Consider the following 13,227-nt stretch of genomic DNA (forward strand, 5'->3'; position numbering starts at 1 on the left):
CCGCCCCGTTCACCCCTCGCATCACTCCTCGATAAACACCTTATTGGCTGGCGTGACGCCGCGCGTATAGGTGCAGAAGGTGTCATGCGCATCGGGCGTGGTGGTATGGATCTTGATATTGGTGATCACCTCCACCGCCCCGGCATCAAGACAGGCCTGTTCGGCCTGTTTCACGATCCCCAGCAGCTGATCCAGCTCACCACGCATCGTGGTCTCCATCGCCCCCACCTGAAACGGCAGACCTGAGGCCTTCACCACATCAATCGCGCGGTCCACAACCTCGAAGTTATTGCCCTCGCGCAGCCGAGGAATGACCTGAAAGGCCAGCATCACCGTGTTCTGCGGCGCTGTCGTCTCGGCCATCAGATTGTCTCCCCATCGGGTTGCACCGGGGCCTCCCCCTGTTGCTTCTGCACCTCGGCGATGAAATCCTCTCCGCGCTGCTCGAAGTTGTCATATTGGTCGAAACTCGCTGCCGCCGGGGCCAGCAGGACGGTATCACCCGCCTCCGCCTCAGCGGCGGCCCGGGCCACCGCCTGCGCCATGGTGATGCAGACCTCGGCCTCCACATCCAGCTGCATGGCAAAGCCTGCCGCCTCGCGACCGATCACATAGGCCTTGCGCACTTTGCCGGTCTGGCCGCGCAGAGCGTCCAGGCCGCCCTCTTTCTCCAGCCCGCCACAGATCCAGCGGATATTGTCAAACGCGCTCAGCGCCTTGGCCGCGCTGTCAAGGTTGGTGGCCTTGCTGTCATTCACATAGCGCACCCCCTGATGGGTCGCGATGGTCTGGCTGCGATGCGGCAGACCCGGATAGCTGGCCAGCGCCTCCTCGATCAGGCGGGGGGCCAGCCCCAGTGCCCGCGCTGCCGCATAGGCCGCACAGGCATTCTGATGGTTATGCGCGCCCGGCAGCCCCTGCATCTGACGCAGATCAATCGAGGCCGCCTGCCGCCCCTTGCGGTATTCGCTCAGGAACCCTTTGCGGGCAAAGACCTGCCAGCCCGGTCCGGTCAGTTTCTGGCTGGCCGAAATGCGGATCACCCGGTCATCGCTGGCCGCCTCCGACAGCTGACCGGCCAGATACAGCCCCTCATCCTCATCGACGCCAATGATCGCACGATCCGGGCCGCCTTCGGCAAACAGCCGACGTTTGGCCGCGAAATAGCCGCCCATGCCCGCGTGCCGGTCCAGATGATCGGGGCTGAGGTTGGTGAACACCGCCACATCCGGCGTCAGCGCCCGCGCCAGATCGGTCTGATAGCTCGACAGCTCCAGCACCACCACGCCCCCGGAGCCCGGCGGATCAATATCCAGCACACCGCGGCCGATATTGCCCGCCAGCTGGCTTTCGCGACCGGCCTCCTGAAGAATATGGTGGAGCACCGCCACCGTGGTAGATTTGCCGTTGGAGCCAGTGACCGCCACGATGCGCGGCGCCTGATCGTATTGCTCCCAGCCCTGGGTCGCGATGGACCGGAAGAACAACCCGATATCATTGTCCACCGGCACCCCCGCCACCAGCGCTGCGCGGATCACCGGGTTGGGTTTGGGGTAGAGATGCGGAATACCCGGCGAGACGATCAGCGATGCAACATCGTCAAAGGCGCCGGATTTCAGCAGATCCCGGCAGGTGAACCCCTCGACCTCGGCCCGGGCCCGCGCGCCGGGGTTGTCATCCCAGCAGACCGGCTCTGCCCCGCCTGCACGCAAGGCCCGCGCGGTGGCAAGGCCAGACCGTCCAAGCCCCAGCACCGCTACAGTTGCGCCTTCGAATCCGGTCACAGGGATCATCGCCTGCCCTCCCATTTGATCTTTGCTCGAATCGCTACCCGATCACGGGAACCAACACCAGTCCCGTTGCGTTTGCCAGTCCGCCGACACCCGGCTAGTGTCGGCCAAAAATTGGGAGGCCCCACAGCCATGGACGCGCGATTGCAGCAGATCCTCGATGCCATCAACCGCGATCTTCGCGACGATCCCGACCGGGGCGAGGTGGCCAGCTACATTCCCGAACTGGGGCAAGTCGATCCCCACCAGTTTGCCATCTCCGTGGCCACCGCCGACGGCCAGATCTACAGCGCCGGGGATGCCGCCACGCGGTTCTCGGCCCAGAGCATCACCAAGCTTTTTACGCTGGCGATTGCGCTCGGGCGCTCCGGCGATCAGCTCTGGCAGCGGGTTGGTCGCGAACCCTCCGGCACCGCCTTCAACTCCATCGTGCAGCTGGAACATGAACGCGGCCGGCCGCGCAATCCATTTGTGAATGCAGGTGCCATTGTCACCACGGATGAGGTGCTGGCGGGCCGCGAACCGCGCGATGCGCTGGCCGAATTCCTGGGCTTTATCCGCGCCGCTGCCGAGGATGACGATATCCACATCAATGGCGCGGTTGCCCGCTCCGAAACCGCCCATGGGCACCGCAATTTCGCCCATGCCCATTTCCTTGCCTCCTGCGGTAATCTCAAGAATGACCCGGACAAGGTGCTCGGCACCTATTTCCACCATTGCGCCACCGAGCTGACCACCACCCAGCTGGCCCGTGCCGGCCGTTTCCTGATCGGCGCCGGTGTCGGTCCGCGGCTGGTCTCGCTGGACCGGGTGCGGCGGCTCAATGCTCTGATGCTGACCTGCGGGCATTACGATGGCTCGGGCGAGTTCGCCTATCGCGTCGGCCTGCCCGCCAAAAGCGGGGTTGGCGGTGGTATTCTGGCCAGCGTACCGGGCAAGGCCAGCATCGCCGTCTGGTCGCCGGGGCTGGACCGCAACGGCAATTCGAAACTGGGCACCGAAGCGATGGAGCGGCTGGCGCGGGAGATGGACTGGTCGGTGTTCTGAGCCGCCGTTGCCAGCCCGGCGCACGCAGGGCTTACCATCCGTTCAGGCGGCAGCGTTATGCTCACATCCGTTGCAACACCAAGATCAGGAGAACGTCCCCGCCCAACTGACCCTTTCAAGGTCAAGACTCCGGGCGTATGGGGATCCGCACAGGCCGACAGACGGAGATGACCCCTGGCAAAGGTCATCCACCCTCCGCCCCTCCGGCGGCGCCGCCTTCTTCTTACGCAAAACCGCCCAAGGCATTTTCAGCCCCGAGCGGTTTCAGATATCAGACCAGACCGGCACACCGCCCGGCAGGATGACCTGCGCGGCGGCGATCCGGCGTGGCTCAGCGCACTTTCAGCGTGGCCAGACCAATCATCGCGAGGATCAGCGAGATGATCCAGAAGCGGATCACGATGGTCGGCTCCGCCCAGCCCTTTTTCTCATAGTGGTGATGGATCGGCGCCATCAGGAAGACCCGTTTGCCGGTGCGCTTGAAATAGAGCACCTGAATGATCACCGACAGCGCCTCCACCACGAACAGCCCGCCGACAATCGCCAGCACCAGCTCGTGTTTGGTGACCACCGCGATGGCGCCCAAGGCGCCGCCAAGGGCGAGCGAGCCGGTATCGCCCATGAACACCGCCGCTGGCGGCGCATTGTACCAAAGGAAGCCCAGACCGCCGCCAAACAGCGCCGCGGCAAAGATCAGGATTTCCCCGGTGCCGGGCACGTAATGCACATCCAGATATTCGGTGAAGTCCACACGCCCCACCGCATAGGCAATCACCCCAAGGGTCGAGGTCGCGATCATCACCGGCATAATCGCCAGCCCGTCAAGCCCATCGGTCAGGTTCACCGCATTGGCCGCGCCGACGATCACGCAGATCGAAAACGGCACGTAGAACAGACCAAGGTTGATCAGCGTATCCTTGAACACCGGCAGCGCCAGCTGGTTCTGCAACTCCACCGGATGATAGGCCGAGGCCCAGAGGGCGGCGATCACCGCAATGGTGATCCCAAGCGCCAGCCGCAGCTTGCCCGGTACGCCTGCGGTATTCTGCTTGGAGACCTTGGCATAATCATCGGCAAAACCGATCAGCGCAAAGGACAGCGTCACAAACAGCACCAGCCAGACAAAGGGATTGTCCCAGCGCGCCCAGAGCAGCGTCGCCGTCACCAGCGCGCCGACGATGAGCAGCCCGCCCATGGTGGGCGTGCCGGCCTTTGCCAGATGCCCTTCGGGGCCGTCATCACGGATCGGCTGACCCTTGCCCTGCTTCTTGCGCAGCACATTGATCAGCGGTGGCCCAAACAGAAACCCAAACAGAAGCGCCGTCAGAAACGCCCCGCCCGCGCGGAAGGTGATGTAGCGGAAGAGGTTGAAAAGATCGCCCCCATCCGACAGCGCGGTTAACCAATAGAGCATGTCAGCCGGTCCTCAGTTCGTCAAAGTTCAGAAAGTGGCCTCGCCATGGCCCAATTCGCGGATGCCGTCAACAACCTTGGCCAGCGCCATGCTGAGCGATCCCTTGGCCAGAACCACATCCCCCGCCGCGATCTGACCCGCCAGATCCGCCTGCACATCACCGCTGCTGGCATAGTGACCACCGCGTTTGTTCGCAGGCAACGCCGCATGGAGCGCCCCCATCAGCGGGCCGATGCAATGCACCACATCGAGATCCGCCATCGCGGGCAGATCGGCAAGGGCCGCGTGCAGATCGGCCTCCTGCGGTCCCAGCTCCTTCATATCGCCCAGATAGGCAATCCGCCGTCCCGCGCAGGGGGTCGCGGCCAGCACCGCCAGCGCCGCCGCGACCGAGGTCGGATTGGCGTTGTAACTGTCATCCAGCAGCAGGATCTCGCCCTGCCCCGCGCCAAGCGTCACGGTTTCACGCGCCCCGCGCCCGGTGACCGGCGACCAGAGCGACAGGCTTTGCACGGCCTTGGCCAGATCCAGATCCAGCGCCGCCAGACAGGCCAGCGCGCCAAGCGCGTTCATCGCAAAATGGGCGCCAAGCGACTGGATATTCAGGCGATATCGCTGCCCATCCGGCAGCGTGACCTCGGCATCTGTCTCATCCCCGCGTGAGGCGGTTCCGGTCAGGCGATAGCCCGGCACGATCGGCCCCTGACCGGTGCCAAACCACTGCGCAGGGCGCGCAGCCGCCTCGGCAACGGAGTGCAGGATCGGAGCCTCGGCAATATCGGCGTTCAGCACCGCAACACCGCCCGGCTCCAGCCCGTCGATGATGGCGGCTTTCTCGGCGGCGATGCCCTCGATCCCGTCAAAGGCCTCCAGATGCACCGGCGCCACGGTGGTGACCATCGCCACATGCGGACGCGCCTGTTTGGCAAGCGGGCTGATTTCACCGGGGTGATTCATGCCGATCTCGATGACGGCAAATTCGGTGTCCCGCGGCATCCGCGCCAGCGTCAGCGGCACGCCCCAATGGTTGTTATAGCTGGCAACAGCCGCATGGGTGCGCCCCTGATCGGACAGCATCCGCGCCAGCATTTCCTTGGTCGAGGTCTTGCCGACCGATCCGGTGACGGCAATCACCCGTGCATCCGTGCGCGCACGACCTGCCCGGCCCAGAGCCTCCAGCCCGGCCTGCACGTCATTCACCAGCAACAGCGGCGCATCGTCACCGACGCCCTCGGGCCTGCGCGAGACCAGCGCCGCACCAGCGCCTTTCTCCAGCGCCTGCGCCACGAAGTCATGGCCATCGCGCGCCGCCTTCAGCGCCACAAAGAGATCGCCCGCCGCAATGCTGCGGGTGTCGATGGAGATGCCATTCACGCTCCAGTCGCCAATCGCCTGACCACCGGTGGCCGCTGCCGCCTCCTCAGCTGTCCAAAGGCTCATACCAACCTCCCGTCCAGAGCCGCGACCGCCATGCTGGCCTGCTCCACATCATCAAAGGGCAAAACATCACTGCCAACGATCTGGCCGGTCTCATGGCCCTTGCCACAGATCAGCAGCGCGTCACCCGGTCCCAGCGCATCAACGCCGCGCAGGATCGCCTCAGCCCGGTCGCCAACTTCCATCGCATCCGGCGCGCCGCCCTTGACGGCGGCGCGGATCACGGCCGGGTCCTCGCTGCGGGGGTTGTCATCGGTCACGATCACCAGATCGGCATTGTCCTGCGCCGCCTGCCCCATCAGCGGGCGTTTGGCGGCATCGCGATCACCACCGGCACCAACAATGGCGACCAGCCGACCCAGCACATGCGGGCGCAGTGCCTTGATCGCGGTGGCCACGGCATCAGGCGTATGGGCGTAATCCACAAAAACCGTCGCGCCATTTTCGCGCGTGGCCGCCAGCTGCATCCGGCCGCGCACGGTCTGCAAATGCGGCAGCGTCGCAAAGACCGCATCCGGGTCCTCGCCGCTTGCAATCACCAGACCGCAGGCCAAAAGGATATTCTCCGCCTGAAAGCCGCCAATAAGGTTGAGCCGCGCCTGATAGGGCCGGTCGTGCCAGGTAAAGCGCATGTCCTGCCCCGAGGCGTCATAACGCGCACCGACAAGGCTCAGATCACCGAGACCGCGCCCGACCGATATCACCTCATGCCCGCGCGCAGCGGCGACCGCCCGCATCTCGGCGCCGCGCGGGTCGTCCATGTTGATGACGGCCACGCCATCATCGGGCAGCACCCGGCGGAACAGGCCCGCCTTGGCGGCGAAATATGCCTCAAACGTCTCGTGGTAATCGAGGTGGTCCTGGGTGAAATTGGTGAACCCCGCCGCCGCCAGATGCACACCATCCAGACGCCGCTGATCCAGCCCATGCGAGGAGGCCTCCATTGCGGCATGGGTAACCCCCGCCGCCGCCGCTTTTGCCAGCGCGTCATGCAGGGTAACCGGCTCCGGGGTGGTGTGGTTGAGCGGATGGCTCCAGGCGCCCTCAACCCCCGTGGTGCCGAGGTTCACCGCCTTATGGCCCAGCTCCACCCAGATCTGGCGCACAAAGCTCGCCACCGAGGTTTTGCCATTGGTGCCGGTCACTGCCACCATGGTTTCGGGCTGTGCGCCGAACCACAGCGCCGAGGCATAGGCCAGCGCCTGACGCGGGTCTTCGACCACCACCAGCGCCACGGTCGACTCGCGCAGCAGCTCCGCCGCAATCGACGCGCCTGCCGCATCGGTGAGAATCGCAGCCGCCCCATTGCCGAGAGCGGCGGGCACAAATTTGGCGCCATGCACCTGACTGCCCGGAAGGGCTGCAAACAGCCCCCCTTCGACCACCTTGCGGCTGTCCACGGCGATGCCATGGATCGTCGGATCGACACCGCCGCGAGCGGTCAGCCCCAGCTGGCTAAGAGGACGGTTTTCAATGGTGCCCATAGCAACCCCACCTGATCAGTTTGAGGTGAGGGTTATAGCAGCCATCTCATCCGGTTCAACTTGCGGTCTGAGGCCAAGCAGCGGCGCGATCCGACCGATCATTTCGCCAGCGACGGGCACAGCGGTCCAGCCTGCGGTGCGGCGCTCCTCGCCATGGGCGATGACCGAGGGTTCATCCAGCGTCACCACCAGCACATATTTCGGATCATGGGCCGGGAACATCGCGGCGAAGGTGGCGATGACCTTGCTTTCGTAATAGCCGCCGCGTGGTTTGGGTTTATCGGCGGTGCCGGTCTTGCCGCCCACCTGATAGCCCGGAACCTCGCCAAAGGAAGCGGTGCCGCTGGTCACCACCTTGCGCAGCATGGCGCGGGCCTGACGGGCCGCCTCAGCCGACATCACCCGGTGGCCCAGCTGCGGCCCCTTCTGGCGCAGGATGGTGGGGCTGACATATTGGCCGCCATTGGCGATGGCCGCATAACCGGCTGCCAGATGCATCGGGCTGGTGGACAGCCCGTGCCCATAGGAAATCGTCACCGTGCTCAGCTCGCCCCATTTGCTGGGTTTGAGCGGCTTACCGCCTGCGGCCTCGGCGATTTCGATCGGCGTCGGATCAAACATCCCCATGGCGCGCAGGAAATCCTGCTGCCGCTGGGCACCGATCTGCAGCGCCAGGCGCCCGGTGCCCCGGTTGGAGCTGTTGACGATGATATCGGCGACACTCAGCTTGCCGTAGTTCTTGTTGTGGAACTCGCCAATCGGAAAGCGCCCGATCCGCATTGGACCGGAGGTGTCGATAATGGTCTCGGAATTCACCAGCCCCAGATCAACGGCCTGAGCTGCGGTGAAAATCTTGAAGGTCGAGCCGAGTTCATAGACCCCCTGCACCGCGCGGTTGAACAACGGGCTGTCGGAGGGATCGAAACCGGAGGTCGGCGGACGTGGGCGGTCATTGGGATCGAAATCCGGCAGCGACACCACCGAAATCACCTCGCCGGTGTGAACATCCATCAAGATCGAGGTGGCGCCTTTGGCGTTCATCAGCTTCATGCCGCCGAAAAGCACCCGTTCGGATGCCGCCTGCACCGTCAGATCCAGCGAGAGCTGCAAGGGCCGCCCGCCGTTGGCCGGGTCGCGCAGATAGTCGTCGAACTGTTTTTCGACCCCGGCAACACCGATCACCTCGGCGGCGCTGACGCCTTCCTTGCCGAAACCGGCGCCGCCCAGCACATGGGCCGCCAGGCTGCCATTTGGGTAAAGACGCATTTCGCGCGGACCAAACAGCAGCCCCGGATCGCCGATGTCATGGACGGCCTGTTTCTGTTCGGGGCTGATTTTTTTCTTGATCCAGATGAACTTACGCTTGCCGGAAAAATCCTTCAGCAGGCGTTCCAGCTCCAGATCGGGGAAAATCTCCACCAGACGCCGCGCCGCCCCGTCCGGGTCGACCATCTGCGGTGGCTGGGCATAGAGCGAATGGGTCTCGAAGTTGGTTGCCAGAATGCGGCCCTTGCGGTCGACGATATCGGCGCGCTGCATGGCAATGGCGCTGCCCGGCGCGCTGGCGACCGGTTCGACCGGCTCCGAGGTGGCCAGCGTTGCCATACGGGCGCCAATCGCGGTGAAGGCGCAGAGGAAGAACATGCCCAGAACCAGCAGCCGCCCCTCGGCGCGCTGGCGGGCATGGGCCTGCATCTCGGCGTGGCGCTGGCGCAGGTTTTCGCGTTCGATGGCATCCGGGTTCTCGCCCCGCGCGCGCGCGGTCAGGATCCGCGCCAGCGGGCGTAGCGGCGTGCGGATCATGGCTGTGTCCCCGTTGCGGTCTGCCCATTGGCCCCAAGCGAGGAAACCTCAACCCCATTGGTGAAATCCAGCAGCTCATCCTCCTGCGGCGGATAGGCGACCTCATCCACGCGGCCAAACTGTTCCGGGCGCAGCGGCAGCAGGCTGAGGCGATCAAAATTGAGTTCCGCCAGTTCGCGCAGCCGGTCGGGACGGTTGAGATAGGCCCATTCGGCGCGCAGCACGCTGAGCCGGACCTGCGATGCGCCGATCTGGCGTTGCAGGCTGCGGGTTTCCTTCAGCACCTGCTGGGTGGTGTAATTCTCGCGGTAGGCCCAGAAAGCCAGCCCAAAGACGGCGAGACAGGTGGCGATATAAAGCAGGGTCTTCATCAGCGTTTCTCTCTTGCCTGCGCCTGTTTCAGCTGCGGCATGCCAATATCCTTGGCGCTGATTTCAATTGGCGTGGCCTCTGTCCGGCGTCCGACCCGCAGCCGGGCGGAGCGGGAGCGCGGGTTGTCCGCCAGCTCCTGATCGTCCGGCCCGACGGCCTTGCGGGTGACCAGCGTGAATTGCGACGGCGTTTCCTCGACCTCGGGGGCGTAGCGGTTGGCGCGACCGGTTTTGCCCGCGCGATGCTGGAAGAAGCGTTTGACCATGCGATCTTCGATGGAATGGAAGGTCACAACCGCCAGCAGGCCGCCGGGTTTCAGCGCGCGTTCGGCGGCCAGCAGCCCCTCGAACAGCTCTTCATATTCGGCGTTCACCGCGATGCGCAGCCCCTGAAAACTGCGGGTTGCCGGATGTGACTGGCCGGGTTTGGAGCGCGGCAGGCAGCTCTCGATGATTCCGGCGAGCTGGAGTGTCGTGGTGATCGGCGCCTCGATGCGGGCCTTCACGATGGCGCGGGCAATACGGCGGCTGGCGCGTTCCTCGCCAAAGAGGAACAGGATATCGGCCAGCGCCGCCTCGTCCAGTTCCGCGACCAGATCGGCGGCAGAGGGGCCTTCCTGCGACATCCGCATATCCAGCGGCCCGTCGCGCATGAAGGAAAAGCCGCGTTCGGCCAGATCCAGCTGCATGGAGGAGACGCCAAGATCGAGGACGACGCCGTCGAGATCCTGCGCATAGTCGTCCATGCGGGAGAACACCCCCTGTTGCAGGGTCAGGCGGCCGGCATAGTCGCCGATCCAGCTTTCAGCCATTTCAAAGGCCAGCGGATCGCGATCAACGCCGATCACGTGATCGGCCCCCGCCTCCAACAGGCCCCGGCTGTAGCCCCCGGCCCCGAAGGTGCCATCAAGCCAGCGCCCGGAAACCGGCGCCACGGCTTTCAGCAGCGGACGCAGAAGGACCGGTACGTGAGGACCGGTTGAGGTTGGGCGGTCCGTTGTCATGGATCAAGCGCCTCCGGCGCCATCGAGGAATTCCGCCGGGTCAAAGTCCTCGGGCAGATCGTCCAGCCACTCCTCGGATTTTGCCAGTTCTTCCTCTTCATAGGTTTCAGGCTTCCAGATCTGGAAGGTGTCGCCGGCGGCGATGAAGAACGCCTCGGCCTCCAGATTGATCTTGTTGCGCAGCTTGGCGGGCAGCACCAGCCGCCCGGTTTCATCAACGGTGGTCGGGAAGGACTGACCGTGGAACATGCGCTGCAACATCTTGCGCGGCATCGAGCCGCGCGGCAAGGCGTCGATTTTGGCGTCGACTTCCTCGATCGCCTCCATCGTGTAGCATTCCAGGAAATTGCGGCGGTGGTCACCATAGACGATGACCAGTTCGGGGTTGCTGCCGGATTGCCAGTTGGGGTCACCCGCTTCCAGAACACGGCGAAAGGAGGCCGGAATCGAGACCCGCCCCTTTGTATCCACCTTGTGGTGGCTTTCACCTCTGAACCTACGGCCCAATCTATCGTCCCTTTTTTCAGCGTCCCTCGTGCCGAAGCTATCCCCAGAAGCAAAAGGGGCGGGCTGATCTGCTGCCACTGATCAACCCGCCTCCTTGTCCCGACTTGCGGGGTGTCCGACTGCGCGCGCCACCTGGGGGGATGTCTGCTCGCTCGCGCGCCGGATCTCTCTATTTTCGATGAAAGCGAAGGCCTGTATGAAACCTGCTTCTTAGTAGTCTTGGTTGGGGTCGTTTGGTGCCCCTGCTCTTCGTCTCATTCGATGAACTAGGGATACTATGGGAATACGTGGGCGACAACTGTTTTTTATGGACCACATCTGCACATCTAGATAACGACGCGCCGATTCTGCGGGAAAGAATCGCAGATACGTCCAGTGGTAGATTAAGCCACCATAAAGGCCACTATATGTAGGGTCAGAGCTGGTTTGGAAAATGTGCCATGATTTCCCAGAAATTTTGAGAGCGAGTCTGGAGAATCAGAATGTTCACATTCCGTTCACGGGTGCATGTGGCAGTTGGACCGGGGCAATTCCCGTGATCCGGGCGATATCGCCTGAAAATCACGCCAGAACAGCACAGTGATTCGGGAAAGCGGGCCAAAATCTCTCGACGCGCCCATAATTTCCCACATGGCCCATCAATTCCCACGCGGCCCATGATTTCCCAGCAGCGCCGGGAGCGTTTCAGCTTCGCGATCTAGGCCATGCCGCCGCGGATCAGACCTTCGGCCATTTTTGCATAGGCCTCGGCCATCAGACCGTCACCGGCAGCGATGGGAGTGCCATTGTCACCGGCCAGCCGGGTCTCAAGATCAATCGGCAGCGCCCCGAGCAAGGGCACCCCGATGCGCTCAGCCTCGGCAGCAACCCCTCCGTGACCAAAGATGTGATGTTCGCCGCCACAATCCGGGCAGGCAAAGAAGGACATGTTTTCGATCAGGCCCAGCACCGGCGTTTTCAGGGTGTTGAACATGTCAATCGCCTTGCGCGCATCCAGCAGCGCCACATCCTGAGGGGTGGAAACCACGATGGCGCCGGACAGCTCGGCCTTGGTGCACAAGGTCAGCTGCACATCGCCGGTGCCGGGCGGCAGATCGACGATCAGCACGTCAAGCTCCCCCCAGTTCACCTGCCCCAGCATCTGCTGAAGCGCGCCCATCAGCATCGGGCCGCGCCAGACCACCGCCTTGGCCTCGTCAACCATGAAGCCGATCGACATCAGCGTGACGCCATGGGCGTGCAGCGGTTCGATGATCTTGCCGTCAGGGCTGGCGGGGCGGCCGCTCGCCCCCATCATGCGTGGCTGGCTGGGTCCATATATGTCAGCGTCGAGCAGGCCCACCTTGCGCCCCTGCCGGGTGAGCGCCACGGCGAGATTGGCGCTGACGGTGGATTTACCCACGCCGCCCTTGCCCGATGCCACGGCGAGAATGCGTTTCACCCCGCTGGGTTTCAGCGGCCCCTGCTGCGGCTTGGGATGCCCGCCCAGTTTCAGGGTCGGCGCGGGCCGCGCGGCGGCATCGGAGTGGGCGGTCAGCGCCGCGGAGACGCTCTCCACCCCCGGCAGCGCCAGAACGGTTGCCTCGGCGGCGCGGCGCAGCGGCTCCATCTGGGCGGCGATCTGCGGGCTGGGCGCCTCGATCACGAAGCTGACGCGGCCTCCCTCCACCATCAGCGCGCGCAGCATGTCGCGCGAGACCAGCGTTCCGCCATCCGGCAGTTGCAGCCGCGCAAGGGCGTCGCGAATCTCATCCTGGGTGGGGGTCATGGCCTGTCTCCTGTTGGTTACCCGCCATATAAGACCTGCGGCCGACAAGCCCAAGACCGCATCGGACCCTGTACAGGCTCCCGGTCGGCCCCAATCTGCGCGCGGCCTGTAGCCTGCCCGTTTGCCGCCTGCCGCGAATTTAGGCATCAGCACACCGATTGGCGCATACCTCGGCAAGATCAACCCGGTTTCCGCAAGGAAACCCATGCATTTGCTGCATAGCAGAAATGCCCCTTTCAGGGATTGTGCGTGTGCAGCATTATCATATTTATGAGGCCAAGAGAGGCCGGGAACGGCCAGACATTCATAGACGTTAAGGACAACACCGATGGCCGCTGTTGACAATATCACAACCCGCAAAGGCGCTCTGGCCTTCAGCCCGCGCGCCATGTTCGACGAGCTGAAAGGCAAGATTGCACGCTACCGGCTGTATCGCCAGACCATGGATGAGCTGTCGACGCTCTCCGGTCGCGAGCTGGCTGACCTGGGGCTGAGCCGCTCCATGCTGCGCAGCGTCGCCTATGAGGCCGCATACGGCACGAAATAAAGAGATCAGGCTCTCTTCTCCTCCTCCCTTGGGAGCCTGCTATCGCGGTGACATC

12 protein-coding genes are annotated in these 13,227 nt (G+C 64.0%); 2 read left to right on the forward strand and 10 right to left on the reverse strand.

The window, feature by feature from the left end:
• Positions 1–21: 21 nt before the first annotated feature.
• Entirely contained in the window at positions 22–363 is a 342-nt protein-coding gene (locus VWZ87_RS08905) for a thiamine-binding protein (protein WP_340545040.1), read from the reverse strand.
• Positions 363–1,793: a UDP-N-acetylmuramoyl-L-alanine--D-glutamate ligase gene (gene murD, locus VWZ87_RS08910; protein WP_416536757.1), complete on the reverse strand. Its 1,431-nt coding sequence runs from the start codon at positions 1,791–1,793 to the stop codon at positions 363–365. The genes VWZ87_RS08905 and murD overlap by 1 nt, the downstream gene beginning before the upstream one ends.
• A 129-nt stretch (positions 1,794–1,922) precedes the next feature.
• On the opposite strand from murD, the gene VWZ87_RS08915 reads away from it, so the two are divergent.
• Positions 1,923–2,837, forward strand: coding sequence for a glutaminase (locus VWZ87_RS08915; protein ID WP_416536756.1), 915 nt, complete (start codon positions 1,923–1,925; stop codon positions 2,835–2,837).
• A gap of 331 nt (positions 2,838–3,168) precedes the next feature.
• Here VWZ87_RS08915 and mraY read toward each other — a convergent pair whose 3' ends face one another.
• The 8 genes from mraY to VWZ87_RS08955 all read right to left on the reverse strand — a co-directional run bounded on the left by mraY (position 3,169) and on the right by VWZ87_RS08955 (position 12,625).
• Complete coding sequence (mraY, locus tag VWZ87_RS08920; RefSeq protein WP_061048820.1) at positions 3,169–4,251, reverse strand: phospho-N-acetylmuramoyl-pentapeptide-transferase; 1,083 nt, start codon at positions 4,249–4,251, stop codon at positions 3,169–3,171.
• Between the two features lie 27 nt (positions 4,252–4,278).
• A complete protein-coding gene (locus VWZ87_RS08925) occupies positions 4,279–5,691 on the reverse strand; it encodes a UDP-N-acetylmuramoyl-tripeptide--D-alanyl-D-alanine ligase (protein ID WP_416536755.1) in 1,413 nt (470 codons plus the stop codon).
• Positions 5,688–7,172, reverse strand: coding sequence for a UDP-N-acetylmuramoyl-L-alanyl-D-glutamate--2,6-diaminopimelate ligase (locus tag VWZ87_RS08930; RefSeq protein ID WP_416536754.1), 1,485 nt, complete (start codon positions 7,170–7,172; stop codon positions 5,688–5,690). The genes VWZ87_RS08925 and VWZ87_RS08930 overlap by 4 nt, the downstream gene beginning before the upstream one ends.
• Before the next feature lie 15 nt (positions 7,173–7,187).
• Positions 7,188–8,975: a peptidoglycan D,D-transpeptidase FtsI family protein gene (locus tag VWZ87_RS08935; RefSeq protein ID WP_416536753.1), complete on the reverse strand. Its 1,788-nt coding sequence runs from the start codon at positions 8,973–8,975 to the stop codon at positions 7,188–7,190.
• Positions 8,972–9,346 carry a cell division protein FtsL gene (gene ftsL, locus VWZ87_RS08940; protein ID WP_014874069.1) on the reverse strand — a complete coding sequence of 125 codons (375 nt, stop codon included), beginning with the start codon at positions 9,344–9,346 and terminating at the stop codon, positions 8,972–8,974. The genes VWZ87_RS08935 and ftsL overlap by 4 nt, the downstream gene beginning before the upstream one ends.
• On the reverse strand, positions 9,346–10,350 hold the full coding sequence (gene rsmH, locus VWZ87_RS08945; RefSeq protein ID WP_416536752.1) for a 16S rRNA (cytosine(1402)-N(4))-methyltransferase RsmH: 1,005 nt from the start codon (positions 10,348–10,350) through the stop codon (positions 9,346–9,348). Before rsmH ends, ftsL begins: the two co-directional genes overlap by 1 nt.
• A gap of 3 nt (positions 10,351–10,353) precedes the next feature.
• On the reverse strand, positions 10,354–10,857 hold the full coding sequence (gene mraZ, locus VWZ87_RS08950) for a division/cell wall cluster transcriptional repressor MraZ (protein ID WP_340545033.1): 504 nt from the start codon (positions 10,855–10,857) through the stop codon (positions 10,354–10,356).
• A gap of 697 nt (positions 10,858–11,554) precedes the next feature.
• Positions 11,555–12,625, reverse strand: a complete 1,071-nt coding sequence (locus tag VWZ87_RS08955; RefSeq protein WP_416536751.1) for an Mrp/NBP35 family ATP-binding protein — start codon at positions 12,623–12,625, stop codon at positions 11,555–11,557.
• Between the two features lie 328 nt (positions 12,626–12,953).
• On the opposite strand from VWZ87_RS08955, the gene VWZ87_RS08960 reads away from it, so the two are divergent.
• On the forward strand, positions 12,954–13,172 hold the full coding sequence (locus tag VWZ87_RS08960) for a DUF1127 domain-containing protein (protein ID WP_340545031.1): 219 nt from the start codon (positions 12,954–12,956) through the stop codon (positions 13,170–13,172).
• Positions 13,173–13,227: the final 55 nt, after the last annotated feature.

Source organism: Phaeobacter sp. JH20_37 (assembly GCF_048056015.1).
Lineage (GTDB): Bacteria > Pseudomonadota > Alphaproteobacteria > Rhodobacterales > Rhodobacteraceae > Phaeobacter > Phaeobacter bryozoorum.